Origin of the sequence: Micromonospora chaiyaphumensis, assembly GCF_900091435.1 — a bacterium.
GTDB classification, from domain to species: domain Bacteria; phylum Actinomycetota; class Actinomycetes; order Mycobacteriales; family Micromonosporaceae; genus Micromonospora; species Micromonospora chaiyaphumensis.
Genome location: NZ_FMCS01000008.1, coordinates 244279 through 270157 on the forward strand (window position 1 = coordinate 244279; position 25879 = coordinate 270157).

The following is a 25879-nucleotide window of genomic DNA, read 5'->3' on the forward strand; positions in this document are numbered from 1 at the left end:
CCGCGAAGACGGGCCGGTCGGCTGACAACGGAGCGTGAGGCGGAACACCCCGGGGGTACGACCGGCCGACCCCCTCCACCGGACCGGCAGTCCGCGCCCAAAGGGGTGGACTTGGGCCGGTACGACCGGCAGACTACGGCTCGTGAGGGGTGCCGTACGACTGGAGCCGGTGGACGAAGGCAACCTGGAGCCGTTGCTCTCCGTAGCGGCTGCCGAGGCGGAGCCGGAGGATGTCATGCCCCCGGTGCAGGCCCCGGCCGGCTGGTCGCTGGCCCGCCGGGAGGCCTTCCGCGAGTTCTACCGGGCGAGCTTCGGCGGGCTGGACGGCCCGACCCGCACCCGCATGTACGCGATCGTCGCCGGTGGCGAGGTGGTCGGCATGGTCCGGATGACCCGCTGCGACGAGCCGGGGACGGTGGAGACCGGGATGTGGCTGGGCCGCTCGGCGCGGGGCCAGGGGCTCGGCGCGGCGGCCCTGCGGGAGCTGCTGCACGCCGCCGCTGCCGCCGGCATGCACTCGGTCGTGGCCGAGACGACACCGGACAACCAGGGCGCCGTGTCGGTTCTTCGTAAATGCGGTGCGGAATTGCGCGAGGAAAACGGAAAACTGCGCGCGAAAATGTGTCTCGATTCGGCTCTGCCGACGCATTGAATGGCTGATTGCCCTCAGTCAAGCGTTTTGAGTTCTCCCTGGTCCGCTCGGGCTGTCTGACCGTTTTGCGTGGTCTGACCGGGACCTGGCCGGGTTTCCAATTCCGCAGTTAAATGCGTCTCCATGGCTCCGCCGGAATGTTTTGCCGGTGGGGTGACGGGTACTGCCCGCCGGGTCCGCTGATACGGAACGTCGGTCGCAGGCCCCTTTCCGCTGATCCCCGGCAGCTGTCTTTCCGGGCCTGCTCCAGATGAGGTGTCCGCTTCCGCCGGGGAGCGAAGGAGAACTGATGAAGAGCGGAGCACGGGTAGCGCTGGCGGTGGGCTTCGGCTACCTCCTCGGGCGCCGGAAGAAGATGCGTACCGCCCTCACCCTGGCCGCCGCCGTGGCGGCCGGGCGGGCCAGCCAGCGACCGGGCGGGCTGAAGCAGCTCGGCACGGACCTGTTGAACGTCCCCCAGCTCGGCGGCCTCGGCAAGCTGGGCGCCCCGCTGGCGACGGCCGGCAAGGCCGCGGCGACCGCGGCCGCGGGCAGCGGCATCGACGCGCTCAGCGGCAAGCTGCGGGGCAGCGCCGACGCGCTGCGCCGGAAGTCCGGCGGCGGCCCGCCGGAGGAGGAGGCGGCAGGGGGCCAGCGCTCGGCCGCCGACGACGAGGAGGAGCTGGACGAGCAGCCCACCGCGGAGGACGAGACGGACCGGGGCGGGCGCCCGGTCGTCGCGCGACGGCAGCGGGGGCGGTGACCATGGCGACCAGCAACCTCACGGACCGGGCCCGGGAGCAGCTCGGCGGCGAGCTGCGCAACCTGGCCTCGGCCATCGGCGAGCGGGCCGTGCACGTGGTCACCGAGCGGATCACCGGCGCCACCGGACGGCTCAGCGAGTACGCCAAGCAGGGCGGTGGCCCTGGCCTGGTCGCCGCCGCCACCGGCGCCCAGAAGCTCGCCGAGGGCCACTCCCCGGTCAAGGCCATGTTCCATGCCGGCCTGGCCGGCGGTAAGGAGAAGTTGATGTCGGCGTTCGGCGGCGGCAAGGGCGGCAAGGGCGGCGGCAAGAAGCTCAAGGTCACCAACATCGTCGAGACCATCGAGGTCGGCGTGCCGGTCCGGGTCGCCTACAACCAGTGGACCCAGTTCGGCGACTTCCCGAGCTTCATGAAGAAGGTCGAGCAGGCCGACTGGGACTCGGACGGGAAGATGACCTGGAAGGCCCAGGTCTTCTGGTCGCACCGGACCTGGGAGTCGACCATCGTCCGGCAGATCCCGGACCGGCTCATCCACTGGCGGTCCAAGGGCGAGAAGGGTTCCGTCGACGGCACCGTCAGCTTCCACGAGGTCGCTCCCGAGCTGACCAGGATCCTGGTCGTGCTCGAGTACCACCCGCAGGGCCTTTTCGAGCACACCGGCAACCTGTGGCGCGCCCAGGGCCGCCGGGTCCGGCTGGAGCTGAAGCACTTCGTCCGGCACGTGATGACGCAGACCGTGCTCGACCCCGAGTCGGTCGAGGGCTGGCGCGGTGAGATCGAGGACTCCGAGGTGGTCAAGGACCACGAGACCGCCCTCCGCGAGGAGCAGGAGGCCCGCGAGGAGCGCGAGGGCCGCGAGGAGCGGGAGGCCCGCGGGCGGGGCCGCGCCGAGGAGCCCGAGGAGGAGCCCGAGGAGGAGCCGGAGGAGGAGCGCCGGCCCGCCCCGCGCGGCCGCCGCCGGCCACCGCCGCCGCGTCGCCGTCCCGCCCCCGACGAGGAGGAGTACGCGGACTACGACGAGGGCGACGACTTCGACGACGACGAGTACGCCGAGGAGCCCGAGGAGCAGGAGCCGCCGCGCCGCCGCGCGCCCGAACGGGCGCGCCGCCCCCAGCCGCGCGAGGAGCGGGAGGCGCGCCCCGAGCGCCCGCGCCCGGTCCGGCGGGCTCCCGAGACACCACGACGGCCGGTGGTACGCCGCCGGCGGGAGGAGCGTGAGGAATGACGGTGGCCACCACGACGGGACAACCGGGCAGCGCCCTGGAACGCACGAGCGGCGGCGGCGGCGGGACCCTCGCCGACGTCGTGGAGACCGTCCTGGACAAGGGCGTGGTGATCGACGCCCAGGTGTCGGTCGCCGTGGTCGGTATCCAGCTCCTGGAGATCAACGCACGGATCGTGATCGCCAGCGTCGAGACGTACCTGCGGTTCGCCGAGGCGGTCGACCGGCTGAGCATCGTGCCGAAGGGCACGAAGGGCCTGCCGGACATGGTCGGTGACGCGGCCGGCGCGGCCACCAAGGGCAAGGCGATCTCCGGGCTCGGCAAGGCGGCCCAGGAGATCAGCGGCGCGGTGGCCGACTCGCTCCGGGACGGCGGCTCCGAGCGGGAGCGGGAGCGGCCGCGCCGGCGGCGGGACGAGGAGCGCTGAGATGGCTCAGGAGAACGGGCTGTTCATCTACGGCATCGTGCCGTCCGACGTGGAGCCGACCCCCGAGGCCGAGGGGGTCGGCTCCCCGCCCGGGGAGGTGATCGCGATCCGGCACGGCGAGCTGGCGGCGCTGGTCAGCGAGGTCGGGCTGGAGGAGCCGCTGGGCCGGCCGGCCGACCTGACCGCGTACGAGCGGCTGCTCGACGGGACGGCCGTGGTCGCGCCGGTGCTGCCGGTGCGGTTCGGCACGGTGGTGACCGGCGAGGACGCGGTGGAGGACCTGCTCGCCGCGCACCACGACCGGTTCGCCGCCGCCCTCGACGAGGTCGAGGACCGGCTCCAGTACACCGTGCACGGGCGCTTCGACGAGCAGGAGTTCATCAGCGGGTTCCTGGCGGAGAACGCCTCCGCCGCGGCGCTCGCCGACGAGGTGCGCGGCCGCCCGGAGATCGAGAGCCGGGAGCAGCGCATCCGGCTCGGCGAGATGATCAGCCAGGCGGTGGAGCTGCGCCGCGAGGCGGAGAACCGCGACCTGATCGACTCGGTGGGCCGGTACGCCGTGGCGGACGCCGCCCTCCCGCCCAGCCACGAGCTGGACGCGGTGCGCGTCTCCTTCCTCGTGGAGGGCGACGACGAGGACGCGTTCGTCCAGGCCGTGGAGGACTTCGCCGAGCACCGGCGGGACCTGATCCGGATGCGGCTGATCGGCCCGCTCGCCCCGTACGACTTCGTCAGCGCACACCAGCTGGTGGAGTGACCGCGTGGACATCCTGTGGACGCTGCTGACCCTGCCGTACGCGCCGGTGCGCGGGCTCACGGCGCTGGTGAAGGTGGTGGCGCGGGAGGCCGAGTCCCAGCAGTACAACCCGGTCAACATCCGGCGCGAGCTGGAGGAGCTGGACCGGGCCGCGGCGGCCGGGGACATCACACCGGAGGAGCGGGACCGGGGGCAGCAGCAGGTGCTGGACCGGCTTACCAGGCCGGCCGCCGGGGCGGACCGTACCCCGCCGCAGCGGGAGGGCGGGCCCCGGCGGCCCGCGCCCGCCCGGCGGGGCACGGCCGGCGGCCGCCGCGGTGCGGCGCGGCGCGGACGAGGGGGAGGACCATGACGGCACGGATCCGGGGTGACGGCGACCGGGAGCGGTGGCGCGACCGGGGCGGTCGGGTCGAGGAGCGGTATCTCGACGAGGACGACGAGGAGGCGGTCAGCGCGGCCGAGGCGGCCCGGGAGGGGCTGCGCCAGGTCGTCGCGCTGACCGGCAAGGATCCGCTCGGGGTCACCTCGATCCAGCCCACCGACGACGGCTGGCGCATCGGGGTGGAGGTGGTCGAGGACCACCGCATCCCGGCGTCGACCGACCTGCTCGGCCTCTACGAGGTCGAGCTGGACATGACCGGCAGCCTGCTCGGCTACCGGCGGACGCGTCGCTACCAGCGCGGCAAGGGGGACTGAGATGACCATTGGGCGGGCGCCGTCGGTCGTGCAGAACTCCGGTCAGGTGCTGCCGGCCGGCCACGAGCCGGCGAACCTCGGCGACATCCTGGAACGGGTGCTCGACCGCGGCATCGTGATCGCCGGTGACATCCGGGTCAGCCTGCTCGACATCGAGCTGCTGACGCTGAAACTGCGGCTGGTCATCGCCTCGGTGGACACCGCGCGGCAGATCGGCATCGACTGGTGGGAGCACGATCCGTGGCTCAGCTCCCGGGCCCGCCCGCCGGTCGAGCCGGGCCCGCGGGACCCCGAGGAGGTCGAGGCGTCCCGCCGGCCGCGGGTCGCGGCCCGGGCCGAACGGGACCCGAGGGAGGGCTGGCATGACCACGACCTCTGACCCCGTCCGGGACACCGGCACCGCCGTCTGGCTGCACGGCGTGGTCACCGGGACGGCCACCCCGGCCGGGCTTCCGGGCATCGCCGGCACACCGGTCCGGGCCGTGGCCGCCGCCGGCTTGGTCGCCGTGGTCAGCGATGCCCCGCTCAGCGAGTACGGCGAGGCGGCGCTGCGCCGCAACCTGGAGGACCTGGCCTGGCTGGAGCGGGCGGCCCGGGCGCACCACGCCGTGGTGGACGCGCTGTCCCGGTCCGGCGCCGTGGTGCCGGCCCGGCTCGCCACCGTCCACCGGGACGACGACCGGGTGGCCCGGGTGCTGGTCGAGCGGCACGACGAGCTGGCCGGCACGCTGGCCCGGCTCGCCGGCCGCGCGGAGTGGGGCGTCAAGGGATACGTGGTGCCCGGCGCCACCCCGCAGGTAGAGGAACCCGCGGGCGGGGGCGGGGCCGGCGCGGCGTACCTGCGGCGGCGCAAGGCCCAGCTCACCGCCCGGGAGGAGGGGCAGCGGGTCGCGGCCGACGCGGCCGCCACCGTGCACGCCGCCCTCGCCGGGTACGCGGTCGCCGCCTGCCGGCACGCCCCGCAGGACCGGCGGCTCTCCGGTGCGCCCACCGCCATGGTGCTCAACGGGGCGTACCTGGTCGACCGGGACCGCTGGGACGGCTTCGCCGGGCTGGCCCGCGAGCTGGCGGAGCGGCACCCGGAGCTGCGCATGGAGCTGACCGGCCCGTGGCCGCCGTACTCCTTCGTGGCGGAACCGGAGGCGGAGCCGGCATGGGCGTGACCACGCTGGCGCCCAGCAGCGCCGACGACCCGCTGACCTACCGCCCGGTGGCCCTGGTCGACCTGCTCGACCGGGTGCTCGCCACCGGCGTGGTGATCACCGGAGACCTCACCCTGGCCATCGCGGACATCGACCTGGTCCGCATCTCGCTGCGGGCGCTCATCGCCTCGGTCGGCGCGCTCGCCCCGCCCGAGCCCGAGCCCGGGGCCGCACCGTGACCGGCCGGGACGAGGCGGCCGACCTGGCGGCGGCGCTGGGCGAGCCGGCCTGGCGGGCGCCCCGGGTCCGGCCCCTGGACCGCCGGCTCGCCGTCGACCAGGACTCGGTCGAGCGCGGGCTGGCCAGCCTGGTGCTCACCGTGATCGAGCTGCTGCGGCAGCTCATGGAACGGCAGGCGCTGCGCCGGGTCGACCTCGGCGACCTGACCGACGAGCAGGTCGAGCGGGTCGGCGCCACACTGATGGCGCTGGAGGAGCAGATGACCCAGCTCCGCGAGTACTTCGGTCTCGCCCCCGAGGATCTCAACCTCGACCTCGGCCCGCTCGGCCCGCTGCTGCCCACCGACTGAGCTCACTGCCGGGTGGCGGCGTAGGCCTCCAGCAGGGCGAGCTGGACCGGATCCAGCGAGGGGCGGACGCGCGTGCGGGCCGCCTCGACGTGCGCGGCCGTGACCGTGCTGGCGGCCAGTGACTCGCGCATCGCGGCGAGGGCCGCCTCGCGGACCAGCGCGGCGCAGTCGGCCGCCGAGAAGCCGTCCAGGTCCGCGCCGAGCGCGGTCAAATCCACGTCGGGCGCGAGCGGGACGTGCCGGGCGGCTGCGCGGAGGATCTCGGCGCGGGCCGGGCCGTCCGGCGGCGGCACGTACACGAGGCGTTCCAGCCGGCCGGGGCGGAGCAGCGCCGGGTCGACCAGCTCCGGCCGGTTCGTCGCGCCGACCACCACGACGTTGCGCAGCGCCTCCACCCCGTCCAGCTCGGTGAGCAGGGCGGCGACCACCCGGTCGGTGGTGCCCCCGTCGGTGGCCTGGCCGCGGACCGGGGCGAGGGCGTCCACCTCGTCGAGGAAGACCAGCGTGGGTGCCGCCTCACGGGCCCGGCGGAACAGCTCGCGGACCGCCCGTTCGCTCTCACCGACCCACTTGGAGAGCAGCTCCGCGCCCTTCACCGACAGCACGTTGGCCCGGCCCGAGCCGGCCAGCGCGGTGACCAGGTAGGTCTTTCCGCAGCCGGGCGGCCCGTAGAGCAGCACGCCGCGTGGCGGCGTCACCCCGAGCCGGGCGAAGGTGTCCGGGTAGGTCAGCGGCCAGAGCACCGACTCGGTCAGCGTCTGCTTGACCTCGTGCAGGCCGCCGACATCGTCCAGGGTGACCGAGGCCAGCTCCAGGGTGGACGCCGCCATCGTGGTCGGCCGGACCACCTCCAGGGCGCCGGCGAAGTCGGCCATGGCCACGGTCGGCTTCTCGGCCGTCTTCTGCCGCAGCGCCGCCCGCACCCCGGCCTCCCGGACCAGCGCGGCCAGGTCGGCGGCGACGAACCCCGGCGTGCGGGCGGCCACGTCGTCCAGCCGGACGTCGTCCGCCAGCGGCACCTGCCGGGTGAGCACGGTGAGCTGCTCCCGGCGCAGTGCCGCGTCGGGCAACGGCACGGTGATCCGCAGCGAGAGCAGGTCCGGGGCGCGCAACGCCGGGTCCACCGCCTCGGGGCGCCCGGTCGTGCAGACCACCGCCGCACCGGCGCCGACCGTCTCGGCGACCACCTGCCGGAACACCGTGGCCAGCGGACCGGGCTCGTCGGCCGGGGCGACCGCCTCCACGTCGGTCACCAGCAGCACGGCCGGGCCGTTGGCGCGGACCGCCGCGGCGGCCTCGCGCAGCCGGCGGGCGGCCGCGTCGTTGCTGAGCGCGGCCAGTTCCGGGCCCCACAGCGGGCGTACGCGGGCGCGGACCCGGGCGGCGACCGCCCGGACCAGCGCCGACTTGCCCGAGCCGGCCGGGCCGCCGACGAGCACGCCGAGCGAGACCGTGGTCCCGAGCCGGCCCAGCACCTCGCGGTGGTGGAAGCCCAGGTCGAGCAGCTCGGTCAGCTCCTCGGCCTGCGCCCGCAGCCCGGGCAGCTCGTCCACGTCGGGCGCGTCCTCGGGGCCGAGCAGGCCGTCGGCCGGTGTCGCCGCCGCCGGGGCCGGGGCGCCCGTGTCGCCGGCCGGGCCGGAGCCGCGGGTGGCCGGGCCGTGCTCCCAGCCGACCACGGTGTCCATGGTGACCAGCGCGCCGGTCGCCGGCTCGGCCGCCACCACGGTGAGCAGGGTGCTGGTCCAGGCGTACCCGACGGTGGTGGCCAGGCTGCGCCGGGCGGCCTCGACCAGGCCGCGGAGCGCCGCGTCGGGGAGCACGTCCTGGGGCAGCAGCGAGACGTCGTCCCCGGCGGTGACCACCTTGCCGAGCAGGGCGAGCCGGAGCATCTCCGGGGAGACGGCGGCGACGACGCCGACCGGCCCGGCCAGGGTGAGCCGGCGGGCCGGTGTCGCGGGCAGCGGGCTCACCGTGACCTGCCCGCCGTCGCGCAGGCCCAGGTTGCCCAGCAGCAGGTCGTCGGCGTAGAGCAGGACGTTGCTCGCGGTCGGCTCGGCCGGGGCGGCGATGCCGGCGGTCACCCGGCGCCCGGTCAGCCGCACCGGGTCGCCGGGGCGCAGCGCCAGCGCCGTCAACACCTCGGGGTGCAGGCGGACGACGCCGCGCCGGGCGTCCAGCGCCGCCGGCCGCAGGCTCGCGGTCAGGGTCAGGTCGGGTTCCGCCACCCGCCCGACAGTAGCCGCCGGCACCACGTCGTGCCGGTCGGCCTCAGAGTGGGCCGGTGTCGTCCAGCAGCGAGGGATCGCGCCGGATCATCTCGGCCAGCCGGGCCGCCGGGTCGGTGATCACCCCGTCCTGCCCGGGCGCCGGCACCGTCTTCACCGACATGGGCCAGGCCGGCGGGGGCGCGGGTGCGAGCGCCGGGCCCACCGTCACCTCCGGGCCGGACCAGGCGACCCGCAACGGGTACGCCTGCCCACCCAGTTCCACCCGCACCACGACGGCCAGCCCGGGGTGCTCGGCGACCACCCGGCGGACCGCCTCGGCCACCTCCCCGACCGGGTCCCGCCGCTCCGGCCGGTCGCCCCCACGCAACCGGTACGCGCCGTGCCCCGCCCGTCCGTCCCGCTCGTCCCACTCCGCCTCTTCGGCCGGCTCGGCCGGCTCGCCGGGCAGCGGCGTCCGGCGGCGTTGCGCCTCCTCGCGCCGCGCCAGCCGGGCCAGGGTCTCGTCCAGATCACCTCTCATCACGTCACCCCTTCCGTGATCACGGGTCGAACCGACGGCCGGTTCAGGCCCCTTTCTCGCGGGTCGCCCGGTCCAGTGCCCGGTCCAGGACGACCAGCAACGCGTCCCGTACGGAGAGCCGGTCCCGGGCGTCGAACTGCACCAGCGGCACGTGCTCGCCGATCGCCAGCGCCCAGCGGATCGAGGGCAGGTCGAGGGCCAGCCGGCCGTCGAAGGCGTTCACCCCCACCGCGAACGGCAGCCCGGCCCGCTCGAAGAAGTCGATCGCCGGATAGCAGTCGTCGAGCCGGTCGCTGTCGACCACCACGAGCGCCCCGAGCGCGCCCCGGGCCAGGTCGTCCCACATGAACCCGAAGCGGGCCTGGCCGGGCGTGCCGAAGAGGTAGAGCTTGAGGCTGCGGTCGATGGTGACGCAGCCGAAGTCCATGGCCACCGTGGTGGTGGTCTTGTCCGAGTCCGCACCCGGGTCGTCGACGCCGATCCCGGCGCTGGTCATCTCCGCCTCGGTGGTCAGCGGGGCGATCTCCGAGATCGCCCCCACCGTCGTGGTCTTGCCCACCCCGAAACCACCCGCGATGAGGATCTTCACGGGGACGGGTGCGCGTGGTCCGGCCACCGGACCGACCGTCCGCACGGCCACCCGGGGCGGCCGGTACGGCGGCGGGGGCGGGACGGGCCGGCCGGCCGGCGGGCCGGGGGTGACCGGGGCGGCGTACCGGGTGGGCGCGCTGTTGGCGGCCGGGCCGCCCGCGGCCGCGGCCGGCCATTCAGGAGATCGCACGGAGTCCATCAATCACTCGCAGGATGAGGTCGGGGTCGGGGGCGTCGTCGCCGTCACCGAGGTGCACGTCGAGGTGCCCGGCGGCGCGGAGGTCGCCGACCAGCACCCGGGTCACGCCGAAGTGCATCCGCGTCCGGGCGGAGATCTCCGCCACCGAGATCGGTTCGGCGCAGAGCGCCACGATCGTCGCCAGTTCCGGGGCCAGCTGGGCGATCACCGCCCACGAGCCGCTCGCCGGCCGGGCGGTCACCTGGGTCTCCAGGCCGATCGCCGGATCGCCGTCCACCCGGCCGGCGGTCAGCACGAACGGACGCGGCCCGGCCGGCTCCCCGCCGTCCGCGTCCGACCCCGGGCCGGGGGAGGGCGCGCGCAGGAAGGGGCGGATCCGGGGCCCGGGCTCCGGATCCGGGTCCTCGCCGGCCGCGTCCGGGGTCATTGCTGGACGGCGTTCTTCAGCTCGGCGATCAACCGGGGGGTCAGGGCGCCGCCGGCCCGGCCGGCGAAGAGCGTCATCTCGTACGCCACGGTGCCCAGGTTGGCCGAGCGGTCGGCGACCACGCCGAGCACCGAGCCGCTGCTGATCGCGCTGATCAGCAGGTAGCCCTCGGCCATGTCCACGATCACGCGGTTCAACCCGCCGAGCGCGTACCAGCTGGCCGCGCCTCCCGCGAGGCTCGTCATGCCGGAGACGACCGCGGCCAGCCGTTCCGCGTTGGACCGGTCCTTGATGGCGGACATGGCCATCAGCAGCCCGTCCGAGGAGACCGCGATCGCCTCCATCACCCCGGCCGTGCTGGAGGTGAACGAGTCGAGCAGCCAGTTGAAGGTGCGCGCCTCCGGGCTGAGGCCGCCGGCGGTGGTCTGGTCGGCGTTGTCATGCAGGAACGGGCTGGTCACCGTGATGGGTCCTCTTCGTAGCGGCGGTCTGGACTGACTTCGCGCAGAGCACGGGCGACGCCCGCCTCGAACTCCGTGATGAGGTCGCGGACCTCAGCCGGGTCCCCGGGCTCCGGGTCGGCCGGCGGGGCGGCCCGCTCGGCGGACACGGCCAGGTTCGCCCCGGGCACCCGCCGGCTGAGCCGGGGCCGGCCGGGGGTGGGCACGGCCGGTGCGGCGTCGTCCTCGGCCCGGCGTACCCCGTCCTGGAACGCCTCGACCAGGGCCTGGACCGTGGCCGCGTCCGCGGTGCCGGCGGCCACCGGCCCGGCCGCCGGGGCGGCGGGCGGCAGGCTCGCCCCGGGCACCCGCTGCCGGATCAGCGGCCCGGTCCCGGCGAGACCGGGGGTCGGCGGTGCGAGGGCCGGTCCCGCGGGGCCGGGGGACGGCGGCGCGAGGGCCGGCAGGGGCGCGAGTGCAGGCCCGGCCGGCGGGAGGCCGGTCGCCGGCCCGGCGGCCGGGGGAGCGGCCGGTGCCGGGCCGACGACCGGGGTCGGGTGGTGGGTGCCGGGGCGGGGGGTGGCCGGTGCCGGGGTCGCCGGCGCCTCGGTGGGCGGCCAGGCGGGCGGCGATCCGTCGGCGGGCCTACCGGGTTCGACGGCCGGGCGGCCGAAGGCGTTCCAGGACTGCGCGGCCTCCAGGCTGCGGGTCGCCCGGCTCAGCAGCGCCGCGTCGAAGCCGGCCGGTTCGTCGGCGGCCGGGATCCGGGCGGGCTCGGGCAGGGCCCGGCGCTCGCGGGACGGCACGGAGGCCCGCGCCACGGTCACGCCGGCCCGCTCCGGTCGGCGGACCACCAGCAGGGCGGCCGGGATGTCCAGGTGGGCGGTCAGGCCGCCACCGGCGGTCGCGGCCAGCCGGACGCTCCAGCCGTGCCGGCGGGCCAGCCGGCCCACGACGAACAGCCCGAGCACCTCGGTCGGGGCCAGGTCGAGCCGCTCCCGGCGGGTGAGCCGGGCGTTCTCCGCGGCGAGGCGCTCCTCGGTCATGCCGATGCCCCGGTCGACCACCGTGAGCCGCGCGCCGCCGCCGGTCTGCTCGCCGACCACCAGCACCCGGGTGTGCGGCGGGGAGAAGGCGGTGGCGTTCTCCATGAGCTCGGCCAGCGCGAGCACCAGGTCACCAGCGGTCGCGGGCCCCGCCGACACCCCGGACGGGACCTGCACGTCCACCCGGGTGTAGTCCTCGATCTCGCCGAGCGCGAGCCGGACCAGGTCGCCCAGCGGCACCGGCGCGACGTGCCCGTCCGACCCCGTCGCGCCGGAGAGCACCACGAGACTGCCGGCGTTGCGGCGCAGCCGGCTGGAGATGTGGTCGAGGCGGTACAGGTGCTCCAGCCGCCCCGGGTCGGTCTCCTGCCGCTCCAGCCGGTCGATGAGGGCGATCTGCCGGCCGACCAGGTTCTGCGTACGCCGGCCGACGTGGCCGAACATCTGCGCCACGTTACGCCGGCCGGCCACCTGCCGCTCGACCAGCCGCGCGGCGGTGCGCTGCACCCGCTCGAACGCGCGGGCCAGGTCGCCGATCTCGTCCCGGGCCCGCACGTCGATCGGGTCGAGGCGCACCGGCGCGACGGTCTCGGCCTCGTCGTCGACCACGCGGGTCAGCTCCGCCTCGGCGACCCGGGCGACCCGGTCCGCGGAGCGGGTGAGCCGGGTCAGCGGCCGGGCCACGGTCCGGGCCACCGCCATGCCGAGCAGCACCACGGTGAGCAGGATCAGGACGGCCGCCGCGCTGACCAGCCAGGCGGCGGCGAGCGCGTCCCGCTGCTCGCTCCGGGTCTCGGCGATGACGTCCGCGACGATCTTCTTCTCCACGAACTGGCCGAGGGTGATCATCGAGCGGACCGAGGGGAACAGCGCGTCGATCGGCACGGCCGCGATCGCCGCCACCGGGTCCTTGATGCTGTCGGCCAGGAAGGTGGGGCTGGTCCGCGCGGCGACCGCCGCGTCGTCCAGCATGGCCAGCCGGTACTGCTCCGGTGTGATGAGGCTGCGGAACCGCCGGTTGTCCACCATGAGGGCGGCCATGCAGGCGATGTACGAGCCGGCCACCCGTGGGTCGCTCGTCTGCTTGACCAGCACGATCAGCGTGGCGCAGGCGCCCAGCCCCTCGTCGGCGCGGAGCAGCGCGTCCAGCGCCAGCACCTGCCGCCCGGCCGAGGTGCCGGTGTCGACCTGGAACGGCAGCCGGAGCGACTCGATGAGCGCCATGTCGACGGTGCGGAACGCGCCCATGATGTCGTCCGGCGTGGCCTTGCCGGCGAGCACGGCGGTCCGCAGGTCGGCCAGCGTGCGTACCCCGTCGAGGGCCGTCCGGACCGGCGCCGGCAGTGACTCGGCCCGCAGGTCGGCGACCCGGTCGTCCACGGTGGCCGACTTCTGGATCAGCTCGGTGCGCGTCACCCGGCCCAGCAGGAACCCCACCGACAGCAGCCGTTCCTGCTGGAGGTCCTGCACGAGGGTGCCGATGCGGCTGGCCACCCGGACGGTGTCGGCGATGTCGGCGGCCCGCTGGGCGGCGGCGACGCGGTCGAGGACGACCGGCACGGCCAGCCCGACCATGCTGAGCAGCGGGATGATCACCAGCAGGGCGAGCCGGCCCCGGATCCGGAGCCTACCGAGCAGCATCGAACGGCCTCCACCGCTCGGTGTCGCCGGCCCGCCCGCCGCCGACCGCCAGGAGTTCGCCGTCGCCGGGGGAGTCCGGGCGGGCCGGCGCCGGGGGCGGGCCGGCCTCGGCGGGCTCGCGGCCGGCCTCGGCGGCCCGGCGGCGGGCGCGCCGCAGCGCGGTGAGCAGCACCCCGGCCAGCGCGGTGAGCAGCACCCCGGCCAGCGCGACGGCGCCCCGGGCCAGCCAGCGGTCCCGGTCGAGCCCGTCGAGCCGCTCCGCCAGCAGCGCGTCGAGCTGGTCGAGGATGACCTGCCGGAGCTGGGCGGCGGCCGACTGCGCGCCGCGCCGCGCGGCGCCGAGCTGGACGGGGTCGGGCCCGGCCGCCCCGGCCGGCGCCGAGAACGCGGCCAGCGCCTCCACCGAGCGCTGGTAGGTGTCGAGCGGGGTGAGCACGGTCGGGCCCAGATCGGTGCTCTCCGAGCTGTCCACGGCCGCCCGCAGGTCGTCCACCAGGTCGGTGGCCGGCCCCAGCGCGGCGACCCGGAGTTCGGCCAGCTCGGCGACGGTCTTCGGCCGGTCCGCGGCGGGCCGGTTCGGGGCGAGGGTGGCCAGGTCGGCCAGGCGGCCGGCGGCGACCATGGCCGCGGGCAGGTCCGCGCCGATGGCGTCCTGCACGAAGAAGGTGTCCGAACGCGGGTCGCGGACCAGCCCGGAGGCCTCGCGGACCTTCCGGTGCAGCGCCAGGAGCAGGTCGGTGACCTCGCCGTACGCCTGGAAGGCCGCCTCCGGGTCGGCGAGCCCGCGCTCGGGCAGCGCCTCCAGCTTGGCCCGTACCCCGGCCCAGCGTTCCCGGGTGCGGAGCTTGTCGCCGATCGCGCTGTCCACCTGCGCCGCCTGCTCGATGGCGGCGGTGAGCGCCGTCCGGGAGACCGGCCGGCCGGCGACCGCCGTGGTCTGCGCGTCGGTCAGCGCGTCGGTGACCGGCCCGAGCGCGCGCAGGTAGCGGACGCCGAGCCGTTCCCGGGCGGCCAGGTCACGGTCGTCGCCGGTGTGCCCGTCGGTCTGGACGAAGAGCAGCCCCAGCGGGGCCAGCAGCGCCAGCACCAGCAGCAGGGGCAGGGCGCGGCCCGGTACGGAGGGCCGTCGGCGGACCCGCGGCGCGGGGACGGTCATGGTCGGTCTCCTCCGGCGACGGCGGGGGACGGTCCGGAGCCGGGAGGTCGCCGTTTCCGCAGTCCCGTGCACCGGACCGGAAAAGTAATCGAACCGGGTCCGGGTGGGAGCGTGGTCGCCGAGTCGGCTTCGCGTCACTTCGGGTCGCGTCACGTCCGGTTGACCTTGCACCTACGGAGCGTCCGATATGGGCGGGGAGAAGGAGGCATCGGCGGCATTTGCGCTCGTAGATGTGATTTCACGGGATCCGAACTCATCCCGCTGGGACGCTCTGGACCTTCCGCGGTCGACGGGACCCGGACAACGAACGGTGCAACCGGACGGACGTACGGCGGATCTCAGGGAATGCTCAGCCGGCGGCCCGTACCGTGTGCCGCATGAGATCACCGCTGCCCGTCGCGCGGATCCGGCGCGCCCTGGCCGGCCGCCCTCGCCGGCTCGTCGCCGCGGTGGTGGTGGTCGGGCTGGTCGCCGCCGCCCTGGTCTGGGCGGCCCGCCCCGACCGCGCCGACTTCCGCACCGAGTCGGCCCTGGTGACCGTCCGCTCCGGACCGTCCGGCGACCAGCCGGTCGACCTGGACACCACGCTCTACCTGCCCGGCGACGCCTCGGCCCGGCACCGCGTCCCGGCGGTGCTGCTGGCGCACGGGTTCGGCGGCACCAAGGAGTCGGTCCGCTCCGACGCGGAGGACCTGGCGGCCCGGGGTTACGCGGTGCTCACCTGGACCGCCCGCGGCTTCGGCCGCAGCGGCGGCGAGATCCACCTGGACAGCCCCGACTACGAGGTGCGGGACGCCCAGCGCCTGCTCGACCGGCTCGCCGCCCGCCCGGACATCCGCCTCGACGCGGCCGGCGATCCCCGGGTCGGCGTGGTCGGCGGCTCGTACGGCGGCGGCCTGGCGCTGCTGCTGGCCGCGCAGGACCGCCGCGTCGACGCGATCGTGCCGATGATCACCTGGAACGACCTGTCCCGCGCCTTCCTGCCGGAGAGCACCGGCGGGGCGCCCACCGAGGGCGTGTTCAAGAAGGGCTGGGCCGGCATCTTCTTCGGCGGCGGCGGCAACGCCGGCTCCGGCCCGGCCGGGCTCTCCGGCACCGGCGCCGCCCAGCCCGAGGGCGCCCCGGCCTCGGCCGGCGCGCCCAGCCCACAGCCCGGTGGCGGTCCGGGCACCGGCCCCGGTCGCGGTCCGGCCGGCGCCGCCGACCCGTCCTGCGGCCGGTTCGCCGCCGACGTCTGCGCCGCGTACCTGCGGATCGCCACCACCGGCCGGGCCGACGGGCCGGCGGTCGACCTGCTGCGCCGCTCCTCGCCGGCCGGGGTGCTCGACCGGATCACGGCGCCCACCCTGCTGGTGCAGGGCGAGGCCGACACCCTGTTCCCGCTCACCGAGGCCGACGCCAACGCCCGGGGCATCGCCGCCGCCGGCACCCCGGTGCGGGTCGCCTGGTTCACGGGCGGCCACGACGGCGGCGCCGGACCGACCTCGGACTCCGACCGGGTGAAGTTCCTGACCGCGCAGTGGCTCGACCACTACGTCAAGGGCGACGGGGAGGCGCCCGGTGACAGCTTCACCTTCTCCCGGATCGCCGGGTTCGACGCGCTCGACCGGGGCCTGGTGGCCACCGGCTTCCGCACCGCCGACTACCCCGGGGTGACCGGGCAGGGCCGCCGCGAGGTGACCCTGGCCGGGCCGGACCAGGCGATCGCCAACCCGCCCAACGGCAACCCGGCGGCGATCTCGGCGGTGCCGTTCGCCGGGGCGCTCGGCTCGCTGCTCGACGGGGTGGCCGGCGACATCCCCGGCCAGCACGCCCGCTTCGAGTCCGCGCCGCTGGCCGACCCGGTCGACGTGGTCGGCGCACCGACCGTGCGCATCCGGGCCGCCTCCGCGACCGGCGAGGCGGTGCTGTTCGTGAAGCTCTACGACGTGGACCCGCAGGGCGCGGCCACGCTGCCGGACGGCCTGGTCGCGCCGGTCCGGCTGACCGGCCTGCCCCGCACCGTCGCCGAGGCCCGGCCGGTCACCGTCACCCTGCCGGCGATCGTCCGCCGGATCGAGGCCGGGCACCGGCTACGGGTCGTCGTGGCGACCTCCGACCAGGCGTACGCCACGCCGGCCGAGCCGGCCGTGCACACCGTGGCGCTCGGTGACGGCCCGCTGGTGCTGCCCACGGTCGACGCCGCGCCCATCCCCACCACCGCCACGATCTGGCGCTGGGTGCTGGCCGGCCTGCTCGCCGCGATCGCGGTCGGGCTCGTCGTGGTCGTTCTGGTCGCCCGCCGCCGGCACCGCCGCCAGGACAGTTCGGTGCACCCGGCGTACGCGGGCGTGCCGCTCGCCGTCCGCAACCTGCGCAAGGAGTACGCGGACGGCTTCGTCGCCGTCTCCGACGTGGACTTCGAGGTGCACCCCGGCCAGGTGGTCGGCCTGCTCGGGCCGAACGGCGCCGGCAAGACCACCACGTTGCGGGTGCTCATGGGGCTGACCCAGCCCACGGCCGGCGAGATCTACGTCTTCGGGCACCGGCTGGTGCCCGGCTCGCCGGTGCTCTCCCGGATCGGCGCGCTGGTCGAGGGGCCCGGCTTCCTGCCGCACCTGTCGGGCCTTGCGAACCTGCAGGCGTACTGGCGGGCGACCGGCCGGCCGTGGGCGGACGCGCACTTCGACGAGGCGCTGGAGATCGCCGGGCTGGGTGACTCGGTGCACCGGCGGACGAAGAACTACAGCCACGGAATGCGCCAGCGGCTGGCCATCGCGCAGGCCATGCTGGGCCTGCCCGAACTACTGGTGCTCGACGAGCCGACGGACGGGCTCGACCCGCCGCAGATCGCCGAGATGCGCCGGGTGCTCCAGCGCTACGCCACCGACGGCCGGGCGGTGCTGGTCTCCAGCCACCTGCTGGCCGAGGTGGAGCAGACCTGCACCCACGCGGTGGTGGTGAACAAGGGGCGGATCGTCGCGTCCGGCCCGGTCGAGGAGATCGTCGGCGAGTCGCCGAGCGTGCTGTTCGAGGTGAGCGACCCGGACGCGGCGCGCGGTGTGCTCGACCGGCTGGCCGGCGTACGGGTGCTGCCCGACGGCGACGGCGGGCTGGTGGTGGACACCAACGGCACGGCCCGCAGCGAGGTGGTGGCCGAGCTGGTTCGGGCCGGCATCGGGGTGGACCGGGTGGTGCCCCGGCGCCGCCTGGAGGACGCGTTCCTCGCCCTGGTGGGCGAGAACTCTCGGGGAAGCGGGGACCGGTGATGGCACAGTCGTCCACTGTCGGACCGATCGGGGCGGCAGCCGGTTACCGGCCGTCGGCCACCCTGCCGTTCCGGGCCGAGTTCCGGCGGCAGGCGTCACGGCGGCGTACGCAACTCGCGCTGGGGTTCATGGTGCTGCTGCCGCTGATCATCCTGATCGCGTTCCAGTTCGACTCCGGCAACGACGACCGGAACGGCCGGAACGAGTTCTCCAGCCTGGTCGACCTGGCCACCTCGGGCGGGCTGAACTTCACCCTCTTCTCGATCTTCGTGTCGTCGTCCTTCCTGCTGGTCGTGGTGGTGGCGCTGTTCTGCGGTGACACGGTGGCCAGCGAGGCGAGCTGGGGCAGCCTGCGCTACCTGCTGGCCGTCCCGGTGCCGCGGGCCCGGCTGCTCACGGTGAAGCTGGTGGTCGCGCTCGTCTACTCGGCGCTCGCGCTGGCGCTGCTCGCGGGCACCGCCCTGCTCGCCGGCACCCTCCGGTACGGCTGGTCGCCGCTGCACAGCCAGGTCGCCGCCGAGCTGGCCCCGGCCGAGGGCCTGCTCCGCCTGCTCGCCGTGCTCGGCTACCTGGCGGTCGTGCTGCTGGTGGTGGCCGGCCTGGCGTTCCTGCTCTCGGTGACCACGGACGCCGCGCTCGGCGCCGTCGGCGGCGCCGTGCTGCTCTGGATCCTCTCCAGCATCCTCGACCAGATCACCGCGCTGGGCGGGCTCCGGGCGTTCCTGCCCACCCACTACAGCAGCGCCTGGCTGGGGCTGCTGTCGACGCCGGTGCAGACCGACGACGTGGTGCGCGGTGCCATCTCGGCGATCGCCTACGCCACCGTGTTCTGGGGTCTGGCCTTCTGGCGGTTCACCCGCAAGGACGTAACAAGCTGAGCGGCTCACATCTTGGGAGCGTTCCCACGCTCCCATCCCGTTAACAAAGAATTTATTAACTTCGATAAAGTCGTCGGTCATCCTGAGGCTACGTCCACCACGTTTCAGGAGGTCACGATGGTTTCGGCACGGCTGAACGGTCCCGTACTCGCGCTCTTCCGCATGGTCACCGGCGTGCTTTTCCTCTGCCACGGCGCGGCGTCGCTCTTCGGCGTCCTCGGCGGCAACCCGATGACCGGCACAGCGGTCCCCTTCGCCGAGTGGCCCGGCTGGTGGGCGGCTCTGATCCAGCTCGTCTGCGGCGCGCTGGTGCTCGCCGGTCTGCTCACCCGGCCCGCCGCGCTCCTCGCCTCCGGCTCGATGGCGTACGCGTACTTCGTGGTGCACCAGCCGGACCACCCGCTGCCGCTGCACAACGGCGGCGAGCTGGCGGCGCTCTTCTGCTGGTCGTTCCTGCTCGTGGCGGTGCTCGGCCCGGGCAGCTGGGCCCTGGACGCCCTCCTCCCGAGGCGCCGCGCCATCGTGGCCGACCCGACGACCCGCCCGTCCGTCCCCGCCTGACCGGACCCGTCCCGCGATCTTGGTAGGAAGTGGCCCCTCTGGGGGACGCTTGCTACCAAGATCTCAATTGCGGGGTCTCAGAGGCGGCTGTCGGGGGTCGGTGCCGTGGAGGGTGGGCCGCTCGGGGCGGGTGGTTGCGTCGAGGAGGTGCCGTTGTGGCGCTTCCAGGCGCTCACCCCGAGGCGGCCGGTGTTGCCGAGGTCGATCGGCCCGTCCAGCTCGACCGGGTACGTCGGCCGGCCCGGCAGCGGGGCGACGTCGAGGTGGGCCCCGTTGCTCGCCACCACCGTGGGGTCGGTGACCAGGTTGCGCCAGAGCAGCGCGGCGCCGGCCCGCTCGCCGGGGCGCAGGACGATCCGGGCGGGCGGCTGGTCGAAGCCGGAGGTGATCGGGCGGGCGCCGGGAATGATCTGGACCGCGATCGGCTTCCCGTCGGCGTCCCGGAGGCTCGGCGCGGGGTAACCGCGCAGCACGTACGGCCGGTTGCCGCAGTTGAGCAGTTCCAGGCCCATGGCCCGCAAGCCCATGGCGGCGCTCACCCCGAGCTCGGTGATGCGGATCCCCTCGGGCGAGCAGGCCGGCGGGGGCGGTGACGTGCTGGGCGGCGGCGTGGGCGGGGCTGGTGCGGACACGGGGTGAGGCGTCGGCGCGGGCGCGCAGGCGGTGAGCAGGGCCACGCCCGCCAGGGTTCCGATCCGTGCGGCCGCCGTCTTCACCCGACGATCATGTCAGGCGCAGCGACCGTGGCGGGGTCAGGCGCGGGCGGGTGCGGCGAGGACCGCGTCGAGCAGCCCCGGGTAGAGGCGCTGCAGCTCCTCGCGGCGCAACCGCACGTAGCGGCTCGTGCCCGCCACCCGGGTCCGGGTCAGGCCGGCCTCGCGCAGCACCTTGAGGTGGTGGCTGCGAGTCGCCTTGGAGACCCCGAACTCGAAGGTGCCGCACGCGTACTCGCCGCCCTCGGCGAGGGCGCGCACGATCTGCAGCCGGACGTCGTCGGCCAGGGCGGCCAGCACGGCGGTGACCGGGACGTCGCGCAGTTCGGGTTCGTGCAGCTCCATGTGACCAGCGTAACCCATGTTCGACATCCGTCGAACAACCTCCTAGAGTCGGCTCGGTTGGTTCGACGATACTCGAACATTGGAGCCGCGATGCGTTTCCGTTCCGCCGCCTTCCCGTTCTTCGCCGTGGTCAGCTGGGGCGTCATGTTCCCCGTGCTGGCCAGCGCGCTCACCCGGGTGGACGCGCTCAACCTGACCACCGCCCGGTACCTGCTCGCCACCGTCGTGCTGGTGGCCCTGCTCCTGGCCCGGGAAGGGGTGGCCGCGCTGGGCACTGCGCGGCGCGGGACCGAGGTGCTGCTGCTCGGCGCGCTCGGCTTCGCCGGCTTCAACACGCTCACCAACCTCGCGCTCGGGATGGCCGCGCCGCAGCAGGTCGCCCTGTTCGCCGCCACCGTGCCGGTGGTCACCCAACTGGTTCGCTGGGCGCGGGACGGCGTACGGCCCCGGCCCGCGCTGCTCGGCCTCTCCCTGGTCGCGCTCGTCGGCGTCGGCCTGGTGATCACCCGTGGCCGGCTCGACGGGCTGGGCGAGTTCGGCCTGGGCGGGCTGCTCATGGTCGGCGCGGTGCTCGGCTGGGCGTTCTACACCCACGGGGCGAGCCGGTTCCCCGAGTGGTCGCCGCTGCGCTACACCACGCTGACCTCCGTCGCCGGCGCGCTCGCCCTGTTCGTCGTCAGCGCGGTCGCCGATCTCACCGGGCTCCAGCACGCGCCGGCCGCCGCCGATCTCGTCGCGGTCTCGCCCCAGCTCGCGTACGCGGTGCTGATCGCCGCCGTCGTCGCGGGCCTGGCCTGGAACACCGGCGTGCGCCGGCTCGGGCCCGCCGACGCCGCGCTGTTCATGAACCTGGTGCCGGTGATCACGTTCGCGGTCCAGCTCCTGCGCGGCTACCGGCCGGGCGCGGTGGAGCTGGTCGGCGCCGGGCTGACCGTGGCCGCCCTGGTGGCCGCGAACCTCGTCACCCGTACCCGGAAGGCGCCCGCCGGCCCGGCGGTGGTCGCGGTGACCGACCACCCCGCGGTGGTCGAGCCGGTCGCCGTCGTCGCGCGCTGACCCGGGCCGGGGGCTCACACCGTGGGAACCCGGCTCGGCAGCGCCGCGGCGCGCGCATAGACTCGGCGGCACAACTGCATACCTCATCCAGAGGGGCTGAGGGATACGGCCCGATGACGCCCCGGCAACCACCCGCGCGCTCGACGACGAGCGACGGCGGGCAGGTGCCAATTCCGTCCCCGCCGCACCCGGCGATGCGGGGAAAGATGAGAGGAACCCTCGACATGACGTCGACGATCCCCGCCACCTCCGGCATCGACACCAGCCTCAGCCCGGCCCGCGCCCTGGTCTGCCGCGCCTGCTCGGCGCGCTACCCGCTGGCCGCCCAGCACGCCTGTTACGAGTGCTTCGGCCCGCTGGAGGTCGACTACGACACCGCCGCCCTGGCCGCCGTCACCCGCGAGCAGATCGAGGCCGGACCGAACAACCTCTGGCGCTACGCCGCCCTGCTCCCCGCCGGTCAGGACCCGGCCACCCGGGTCACCCTCGACCCGGGGCTGACCCGGCTGGTCGCCGCCCCGCACCTCGCCGCCGAGCTGGGGATCACCGCCCCGCTCTGGGTCAAGGACGACAGCGGCAACCCGACCCACTCGTTCAAGGACCGGGTGGTCTCGGTGGCGCTGACGGCGGCCCGGGCGCTCGGCTTCACCCGCTACGCCTGCGCCTCCACCGGCAACCTGGCCAACTCGGTGGCCGCCCACGCGGCGCGGGCCGGGGTGCCCTCGGTGGTCTTCATCCCCAGCGACCTGGAGCAGGGCAAGGTGGTGACCACCGCGGTCTACGGTGGCGACCTGGTCGCCATCGACGGCTCGTACGACGACGTGAACCGGCTCTGCGGTGAGCTGGTGGAGACCGACGAGTTCGAGGACACCGCGTTCGTCAACGTGAACGTGCGGCCCTACTACGCGGAGGGCTCGAAGACCCTCGGCTACGAGGTCGCCGAGCAGCTCGGCTGGCGCCTCCCGGCCCAGGTGGTCATCCCGATGGCCAGCGGCGAGCTGCTCACGAAGATCGACAAGGCGTTCGCCGAGCTGGTCGAGATCGGGCTGGTCGAGGCGCCGGCCGGCGGCTGGAAGGTGTTCGGCGCGCAGTCCGCCGGCTGCAACCCGATCGCCACCGCGCTGCACGCCGACACCGACACCATCGTCCCCGTGAAGCCGACCGGCATCGCCAAGTCGCTGAACATCGGTGACCCGGCCGCCGGCCTCTACGCGCTGGAGGCGGTGCGCCGCACCGGCGGCTGGATGGAGTACGCCGACGACGACGAGATCCGCGCCGGCATCCGGCTGCTCGCCCGCACCACCGGGGTCTTCGCCGAGACGGCCGGCGGCGTCACCGTGGCGGTGCTGCGCAAGCTGGTGGAGTCCGGCCGGCTCGACCCGACGGCCGAGACGGTGGTGTTCAACACCGGCGAGGGCCTCAAGACCCTCGACGCGGTCGCCCCGGAGGTCGGGCCCACCCACCGCATCCGGCCCAGCCTTCGCGCCGCCCGCGACGCCGGCCTCCTGTCCTGACTTCATCCCGGACTCATCCGGGCGGGGGAGGGCGGATCGCCCGACCGGGGGATTGGGGTGATCCGTTGGGTAACTGGCTTTTCGCTGTGAGTGTGGAAAACGCGCCGACAAGGACTTGACGGCAGGAATTGGACGGCGCAAGATGCTCCGTGCGGGAGGGCATCCGCCGGAGACTTTTCAAGTTCTTGCGACCCAACGCCGGAGGCGTTGTGCGGACGTCCCTCCCGACCAACGTCCGAAGGGGCCAGCGGAAAACCGCTGGCCCCTTCGCTGTGCGTGGGCCACGCTCGCGGGCATGGGCATCTCCGTGGCACCCCTCGATCTGGCCGACCGGGCGACCCTCGACGCGGTGTACCGGACGGCGGCTGCGGCCCAGGCCGTGGACGAGCCGGACCTCCCGCCGCTGTGCCGGCGACGGTTCGAGGCGCCGCTGCGGCACCCGATGCCCGGCGTCGACACCCGCTGGTGGGTGGCCCGCCTGGACGGGGTGCCCGCCGGCTGGCTGCGGCTGTATCTCCACACGCTGGACAACACCGAGAACGCCAGCGTCGAACTGGTGGTGGACCCCGCCCACCGGCGGCGCGGGTTGGGGCGCGCCCTGCACGAGCACGGCCTGCGGCTGCTGCGGGAGCACGGCGGCAAGCGGCTGGTCGGGTCGACCGTCACCGCCCTGCCCGGCGAGGAGGGCCGGGAGTTGCCCGGTGCCGCCTTCGCCGCGGCCGTCGGCGCGAAGCCGGCGCTCGCCGACGTCCGCCGCCGCCTGGACGTCACCACCCTCGACCGGCCGCGCCTGGCCGGCCTGCTCGCCGGGGCACGCGCGGCCGCCGCCGGCTACCGCGTCGTCCGCTGGGGGCAGCGCGCCCCGAGGAGTACGTCGCCGACGTCGCCTACCTGGAGGGGCGGCTCCTGGTGGACGCGCCCCTCGGTGACCTCGAATGGGAGCAGGAGAAGGTCGACGCCGAGCGGATCCGCGGCACGGAGCGGGCGCTCGACGCGCGCGGGGTCCGCCGGTACAGCGCCGGGGCCGTGCACGGGGCGTCCGGCCGGCTGGTCGCCTGGAGCATGGTCAGCCTGGCCGCCAACACCACCTGGCACGCCTGGCAGCAGATCACCATCGTCGACCCGGACCACCGCGGGCGCCGGCTCGGGCTGCTCACCAAGATCGAGAATCTGGAGCACGTGCTCGCCCACGAGCCGGAGCTGAGCGCGATCGACACCTACAACGCGGCCACGAACGCCCACATGATCGCGATCAACGAGCAACTCGGCTACCGGCCGGTGGCCGGCTCGACCGACTGGCAGCTGACGATCTGACTTGTGACACGCCACTACTGATCTGGTGCCTGGCTGTTGCATGATGGCGGGCATGACGGAGACCCCGCACCCCCTGTACGACAGGCACGCCGAGACCCTCAACCGGGCGCTGACCGCGATCACGGAGCGCGGGTACTGGTCCGCCTATCCCGAGTCGCCCAGTCCCCGGGTCTACGGCGAGACCGCCGCCGCCGACGGCAAGGCCGCCTTCGAGGCGTACCTGGGCGGCGACTTCCCGCTCGACCAGCCCGGTGACGGCGGCACCGTCGCCACCGAGGTCAGCCCGTTCGGCGTGGCGCTCGACGTGCGCTACCCGCACGCCGGCGCCGACCAGCTCGTGGCCGCCGCCACCGCCGCCCTGCCGGCCTGGCGCGACGCCGGCCCGCAGGCCCGGGCGGGCGTCTGCCTGGAGATCCTCGACCGGCTGCACAAGAACGTGTTCGAGCTGGCCAACGCCGTGCAGTTCACGAGCGGCCAGGCCTTCGTGATGGCCTTCCAGGCCGGCGGCGCGCACGCGCTGGACCGGGCGCTGGAGGCGATCGCCTACGCGTACGCCGAGATGACCCGTCACCCGGGCACCGCCGGCTGGGAGAAGGCCGCCGGCAAGGGCGACCCGCTGCGGATGAGCAAGACCTTCCACGTGGTGCCCCGCGGCGTGGCGCTGGTGATCGGCTGCAACACCTTCCCGACCTGGAACTCGTACCCCGGTCTCTTCGCCTCGCTGGCCACCGGCAACCCGGTGGTCGTCAAGCCGCACCCGCGCGCGGTCCTGCCGCTCGCCATCACCGTGAAGTACGCCCGCCAGGTGCTCGCCGAGGCCGGCTTCGACCCGAACCTGGTGCAGCTCGCCCCCGAGGCGGACGGCGAGAAGCTCGCCTCGACCCTGGCCCTGCACCCCGGCGTGAAGATCGTCGACTTCACGGGCTCGACCGAGTACGGCGACTGGCTGGAGGCCAACGCCCGGCAGGCCGCCGTCTACACGGAGAAGGCCGGCCTGAACACGGTGGTGATCGACTCCACCGACGACTTCGCCGGCATGTGCCGCAACCTGGGCTTCACGCTGACCCTGTACAGCGGCCAGATGTGCACCACCTCCCAGAACCTGCTGATCCCGCGGGACGGCATCGAGACCGACCAGGGCCACAAGAGCTTCGACGAGGTGGCCGCCGGCATCGCCGGTGCGGTCGCCAAGCTCACCGCCGACCCGGCCCGCGGTGTCGAGCTGACCGGCGCGATCGTCAACGACGGCGTGCTGGAGCGGCTGGAGGAGGTCACCAAGGTCGGCGAGCCGGTGCTGGAGTCGCGGACCGTGGCGCACCCGTCCTTCCCGGACGCCGTGGTGCGGACGCCCACCGTCGTGAAGCTCGACGCGGCCGACACCGCGACCTACTCCCGCGAGTGGTTCGGCCCGATCTCGTTCGCCATCGCGACCGACTCGACCGCGCACAGCCTGGCGATCCTCCGGTCGACCGTCGGGGAGAAGGGCGCGCTGACCGCGGGCGTCTACTCGACCGACGAGGCGGTGCTGGACGCGGCCGAGGCGGCGGCCATCGACGCCGGCGTGCACCTGTCCTGCAACCTGACCGGCGGGGTGTTCGTCAACCAGTCGGCGGCGTTCTCCGACTTCCACGGCTCGGGGGCGAACGCGGCGGCGAACTCGGCGCTGACCGACGGGGCGTACGTGGCGAACCGCTTCCGCATCGTGCAGAGCCGTCGCCACGTCTGACGTCTCGCAAGGAAGGGCCCCTGCTGACGCTCCGGTGGCGCAGGGGC

26 protein-coding genes, 1 pseudogene and 1 riboswitch are annotated in these 25879 nt (G+C 74.9%); of the genes and pseudogenes, 18 read left to right on the plus strand and 9 right to left on the minus strand.

Going from position 1 to position 25879, the window contains the following annotated elements:
• Positions 1–142 precede the first annotated feature (142 nt).
• From GA0070214_RS22195 to GA0070214_RS22245, 11 genes are all read left to right on the plus strand, one after another.
• A complete protein-coding gene (locus tag GA0070214_RS22195; protein ID WP_091267304.1) occupies positions 143–652 on the plus strand; it encodes a GNAT family N-acetyltransferase in 510 nt (169 codons plus the stop codon).
• Positions 653–941: 289 nt separating this feature from the next.
• Entirely contained in the window at positions 942–1394 is a 453-nt protein-coding gene (locus GA0070214_RS22200; RefSeq protein WP_208602861.1) for a hypothetical protein, read from the plus strand.
• 2 nt (positions 1395–1396) lie between these two features.
• On the plus strand, positions 1397–2620 hold the full coding sequence (locus GA0070214_RS22205) for an SRPBCC family protein (RefSeq protein ID WP_091267307.1): 1224 nt from the start codon (positions 1397–1399) through the stop codon (positions 2618–2620).
• A 2-nt stretch (positions 2621–2622) separates the two neighbouring features.
• The gene (gene gvpJ, locus GA0070214_RS33100; protein ID WP_208602862.1) at positions 2623–3045 is read left to right on the plus strand and encodes a gas vesicle protein GvpJ; all 423 of its coding nucleotides are present in this window, start codon (positions 2623–2625) and stop codon (positions 3043–3045) included.
• Position 3046: 1 nt separating this feature from the next.
• The gene (locus GA0070214_RS22215) at positions 3047–3802 is read left to right on the plus strand and encodes a GvpL/GvpF family gas vesicle protein (protein ID WP_091267312.1); all 756 of its coding nucleotides are present in this window, start codon (positions 3047–3049) and stop codon (positions 3800–3802) included.
• A 4-nt stretch (positions 3803–3806) separates the two neighbouring features.
• Positions 3807–4154, plus strand: coding sequence for a gas vesicle protein GvpG (locus GA0070214_RS22220; protein WP_091267316.1), 348 nt, complete (start codon positions 3807–3809; stop codon positions 4152–4154).
• Positions 4151–4498 (plus strand): gas vesicle protein GvpO, encoded by a 348-nt coding sequence (locus tag GA0070214_RS22225; protein WP_091267319.1) that lies wholly within the window; start codon positions 4151–4153, stop codon positions 4496–4498. Before GA0070214_RS22220 ends, GA0070214_RS22225 begins: the two co-directional genes overlap by 4 nt.
• A 1-nt stretch (position 4499) precedes the next feature.
• Positions 4500–4877, plus strand: a complete 378-nt coding sequence (locus tag GA0070214_RS33105; protein ID WP_091267322.1) for a gas vesicle protein — start codon at positions 4500–4502, stop codon at positions 4875–4877.
• Complete coding sequence (locus tag GA0070214_RS22235) at positions 4861–5661, plus strand: GvpL/GvpF family gas vesicle protein (protein ID WP_091267325.1); 801 nt, start codon at positions 4861–4863, stop codon at positions 5659–5661. The genes GA0070214_RS33105 and GA0070214_RS22235 overlap by 17 nt, the downstream gene beginning before the upstream one ends.
• A complete protein-coding gene (locus GA0070214_RS22240; RefSeq protein ID WP_091267328.1) occupies positions 5652–5879 on the plus strand; it encodes a gas vesicle protein in 228 nt (75 codons plus the stop codon). Before GA0070214_RS22235 ends, GA0070214_RS22240 begins: the two co-directional genes overlap by 10 nt.
• On the plus strand, positions 5876–6229 hold the full coding sequence (locus GA0070214_RS22245) for a gas vesicle protein K (protein ID WP_244167804.1): 354 nt from the start codon (positions 5876–5878) through the stop codon (positions 6227–6229). The genes GA0070214_RS22240 and GA0070214_RS22245 overlap by 4 nt, the downstream gene beginning before the upstream one ends.
• 2 nt (positions 6230–6231) lie before the next feature.
• Here GA0070214_RS22245 and GA0070214_RS22250 read toward each other — a convergent pair whose 3' ends face one another.
• The 7 genes from GA0070214_RS22250 to GA0070214_RS22280 are packed head-to-tail and all read right to left on the minus strand — an operon-like array spanning position 6232 to position 14477.
• Positions 6232–8454, minus strand: a complete 2223-nt coding sequence (locus tag GA0070214_RS22250; protein WP_091267331.1) for an AAA family ATPase — start codon at positions 8452–8454, stop codon at positions 6232–6234.
• Positions 8455–8497: 43 nt separating this feature from the next.
• The gene (locus GA0070214_RS22255) at positions 8498–8977 is read right to left on the minus strand and encodes a hypothetical protein (RefSeq protein ID WP_091267335.1); all 480 of its coding nucleotides are present in this window, start codon (positions 8975–8977) and stop codon (positions 8498–8500) included.
• 43 nt (positions 8978–9020) lie between these two features.
• Positions 9021–9767: a GTP-binding protein gene (locus GA0070214_RS22260; RefSeq protein ID WP_208602863.1), complete on the minus strand. Its 747-nt coding sequence runs from the start codon at positions 9765–9767 to the stop codon at positions 9021–9023.
• Positions 9745–10194 (minus strand): DUF742 domain-containing protein, encoded by a 450-nt coding sequence (locus tag GA0070214_RS22265; RefSeq protein WP_091267338.1) that lies wholly within the window; start codon positions 10192–10194, stop codon positions 9745–9747. The genes GA0070214_RS22260 and GA0070214_RS22265 overlap by 23 nt, the downstream gene beginning before the upstream one ends.
• Complete coding sequence (locus tag GA0070214_RS22270; RefSeq protein ID WP_091267341.1) at positions 10191–10655, minus strand: roadblock/LC7 domain-containing protein; 465 nt, start codon at positions 10653–10655, stop codon at positions 10191–10193. Before GA0070214_RS22270 ends, GA0070214_RS22265 begins: the two co-directional genes overlap by 4 nt.
• Entirely contained in the window at positions 10652–13321 is a 2670-nt protein-coding gene (locus GA0070214_RS22275; RefSeq protein ID WP_091267343.1) for a sensor histidine kinase, read from the minus strand. Before GA0070214_RS22275 ends, GA0070214_RS22270 begins: the two co-directional genes overlap by 4 nt.
• Positions 13308–14477 carry a hypothetical protein gene (locus tag GA0070214_RS22280; protein ID WP_091267346.1) on the minus strand — a complete coding sequence of 390 codons (1170 nt, stop codon included), beginning with the start codon at positions 14475–14477 and terminating at the stop codon, positions 13308–13310. Before GA0070214_RS22280 ends, GA0070214_RS22275 begins: the two co-directional genes overlap by 14 nt.
• A 377-nt stretch (positions 14478–14854) precedes the next feature.
• Between GA0070214_RS22280 and GA0070214_RS22285 the strand changes: the two genes are divergently transcribed.
• The 3 genes from GA0070214_RS22285 to GA0070214_RS22295 all read left to right on the plus strand — a co-directional run bounded on the left by GA0070214_RS22285 (position 14855) and on the right by GA0070214_RS22295 (position 19164).
• A complete protein-coding gene (locus tag GA0070214_RS22285) occupies positions 14855–17725 on the plus strand; it encodes an alpha/beta fold hydrolase (RefSeq protein ID WP_091267350.1) in 2871 nt (956 codons plus the stop codon).
• Complete coding sequence (locus GA0070214_RS22290) at positions 17725–18603, plus strand: ABC transporter permease (RefSeq protein ID WP_091267353.1); 879 nt, start codon at positions 17725–17727, stop codon at positions 18601–18603. Before GA0070214_RS22285 ends, GA0070214_RS22290 begins: the two co-directional genes overlap by 1 nt.
• A 117-nt stretch (positions 18604–18720) precedes the next feature.
• Entirely contained in the window at positions 18721–19164 is a 444-nt protein-coding gene (locus GA0070214_RS22295; protein WP_091267356.1) for a DoxX family protein, read from the plus strand.
• Positions 19165–19241: 77 nt separating this feature from the next.
• On the opposite strand, the gene GA0070214_RS22300 is transcribed toward GA0070214_RS22295, so the two are convergent.
• Together GA0070214_RS22300 and GA0070214_RS22305 are read right to left on the minus strand one after the other, a co-directional pair.
• Positions 19242–19880: a DUF4232 domain-containing protein gene (locus GA0070214_RS22300; RefSeq protein WP_091267358.1), complete on the minus strand. Its 639-nt coding sequence runs from the start codon at positions 19878–19880 to the stop codon at positions 19242–19244.
• Between the two features lie 36 nt (positions 19881–19916).
• Positions 19917–20222: an ArsR/SmtB family transcription factor gene (locus GA0070214_RS22305; RefSeq protein ID WP_091267362.1), complete on the minus strand. Its 306-nt coding sequence runs from the start codon at positions 20220–20222 to the stop codon at positions 19917–19919.
• A 90-nt stretch (positions 20223–20312) separates the two neighbouring features.
• Between GA0070214_RS22305 and GA0070214_RS22310 the strand changes: the two genes are divergently transcribed.
• The 4 genes and pseudogenes from GA0070214_RS22310 (at position 20313) to paaN (ending at position 25832) form a co-directional block, all read left to right on the plus strand.
• Positions 20313–21278: a DMT family transporter gene (locus GA0070214_RS22310; protein WP_091267365.1), complete on the plus strand. Its 966-nt coding sequence runs from the start codon at positions 20313–20315 to the stop codon at positions 21276–21278.
• 80 nt (positions 21279–21358) lie between these two features.
• Positions 21359–21491, plus strand: a riboswitch (SAM riboswitch).
• Positions 21492–21502: 11 nt separating this feature from the next.
• The gene (thrC, locus tag GA0070214_RS22315) at positions 21503–22792 is read left to right on the plus strand and encodes a threonine synthase (protein WP_091267368.1); all 1290 of its coding nucleotides are present in this window, start codon (positions 21503–21505) and stop codon (positions 22790–22792) included.
• Positions 22793–23087: 295 nt separating this feature from the next.
• Positions 23088–24106, plus strand: a pseudogene (locus GA0070214_RS22320) (N-acetyltransferase family protein).
• Positions 24107–24158: 52 nt separating this feature from the next.
• Entirely contained in the window at positions 24159–25832 is a 1674-nt protein-coding gene (gene paaN, locus GA0070214_RS22325) for a phenylacetic acid degradation protein PaaN (protein ID WP_208602864.1), read from the plus strand.
• Positions 25833–25879 lie beyond the last annotated feature (47 nt).

What these genes read in the sequence shown, in the direction of transcription:
- GA0070214_RS22275 (WP_091267343.1), bottom strand. Translation starts at nt 13,321, where the DNA reads ATGCTGCTCGGTAGGCTCCGGATCCGGGGCCGGCTCGCCCTGCTGGTG.
- GA0070214_RS22240 (WP_091267328.1), top strand. Translation starts at nt 5,652, where the DNA reads ATGGGCGTGACCACGCTGGCGCCCAGCAGCGCCGACGACCCGCTGACC.
- GA0070214_RS22310 (WP_091267365.1), top strand. Translation starts at nt 20,313, where the DNA reads ATGCGTTTCCGTTCCGCCGCCTTCCCGTTCTTCGCCGTGGTCAGCTGG.
- paaN (WP_208602864.1), top strand. Translation starts at nt 24,159, where the DNA reads ATGACGGAGACCCCGCACCCCCTGTACGACAGGCACGCCGAGACCCTC.
- GA0070214_RS22215 (WP_091267312.1), top strand. Translation starts at nt 3,047, where the DNA reads ATGGCTCAGGAGAACGGGCTGTTCATCTACGGCATCGTGCCGTCCGAC.
- GA0070214_RS22280 (WP_091267346.1), bottom strand. Translation starts at nt 14,477, where the DNA reads ATGACCGTCCCCGCGCCGCGGGTCCGCCGACGGCCCTCCGTACCGGGC.
- GA0070214_RS22200 (WP_208602861.1), top strand. Translation starts at nt 942, where the DNA reads ATGAAGAGCGGAGCACGGGTAGCGCTGGCGGTGGGCTTCGGCTACCTC.
- GA0070214_RS22225 (WP_091267319.1), top strand. Translation starts at nt 4,151, where the DNA reads ATGACGGCACGGATCCGGGGTGACGGCGACCGGGAGCGGTGGCGCGAC.
- GA0070214_RS22305 (WP_091267362.1), bottom strand. Translation starts at nt 20,222, where the DNA reads ATGGAGCTGCACGAACCCGAACTGCGCGACGTCCCGGTCACCGCCGTG.
- GA0070214_RS22260 (WP_208602863.1), bottom strand. Translation starts at nt 9,767, where the DNA reads ATGGACTCCGTGCGATCTCCTGAATGGCCGGCCGCGGCCGCGGGCGGC.
- GA0070214_RS22255 (WP_091267335.1), bottom strand. Translation starts at nt 8,977, where the DNA reads ATGAGAGGTGATCTGGACGAGACCCTGGCCCGGCTGGCGCGGCGCGAG.
- GA0070214_RS22290 (WP_091267353.1), top strand. Translation starts at nt 17,725, where the DNA reads ATGGCACAGTCGTCCACTGTCGGACCGATCGGGGCGGCAGCCGGTTAC.
- thrC (WP_091267368.1), top strand. Translation starts at nt 21,503, where the DNA reads ATGACGTCGACGATCCCCGCCACCTCCGGCATCGACACCAGCCTCAGC.
- GA0070214_RS33105 (WP_091267322.1), top strand. Translation starts at nt 4,500, where the DNA reads ATGACCATTGGGCGGGCGCCGTCGGTCGTGCAGAACTCCGGTCAGGTG.
- GA0070214_RS22235 (WP_091267325.1), top strand. Translation starts at nt 4,861, where the DNA reads ATGACCACGACCTCTGACCCCGTCCGGGACACCGGCACCGCCGTCTGG.
- GA0070214_RS22265 (WP_091267338.1), bottom strand. Translation starts at nt 10,194, where the DNA reads ATGACCCCGGACGCGGCCGGCGAGGACCCGGATCCGGAGCCCGGGCCC.
- GA0070214_RS22205 (WP_091267307.1), top strand. Translation starts at nt 1,397, where the DNA reads ATGGCGACCAGCAACCTCACGGACCGGGCCCGGGAGCAGCTCGGCGGC.
- GA0070214_RS22285 (WP_091267350.1), top strand. Translation starts at nt 14,855, where the DNA reads ATGAGATCACCGCTGCCCGTCGCGCGGATCCGGCGCGCCCTGGCCGGC.
- GA0070214_RS22295 (WP_091267356.1), top strand. Translation starts at nt 18,721, where the DNA reads ATGGTTTCGGCACGGCTGAACGGTCCCGTACTCGCGCTCTTCCGCATG.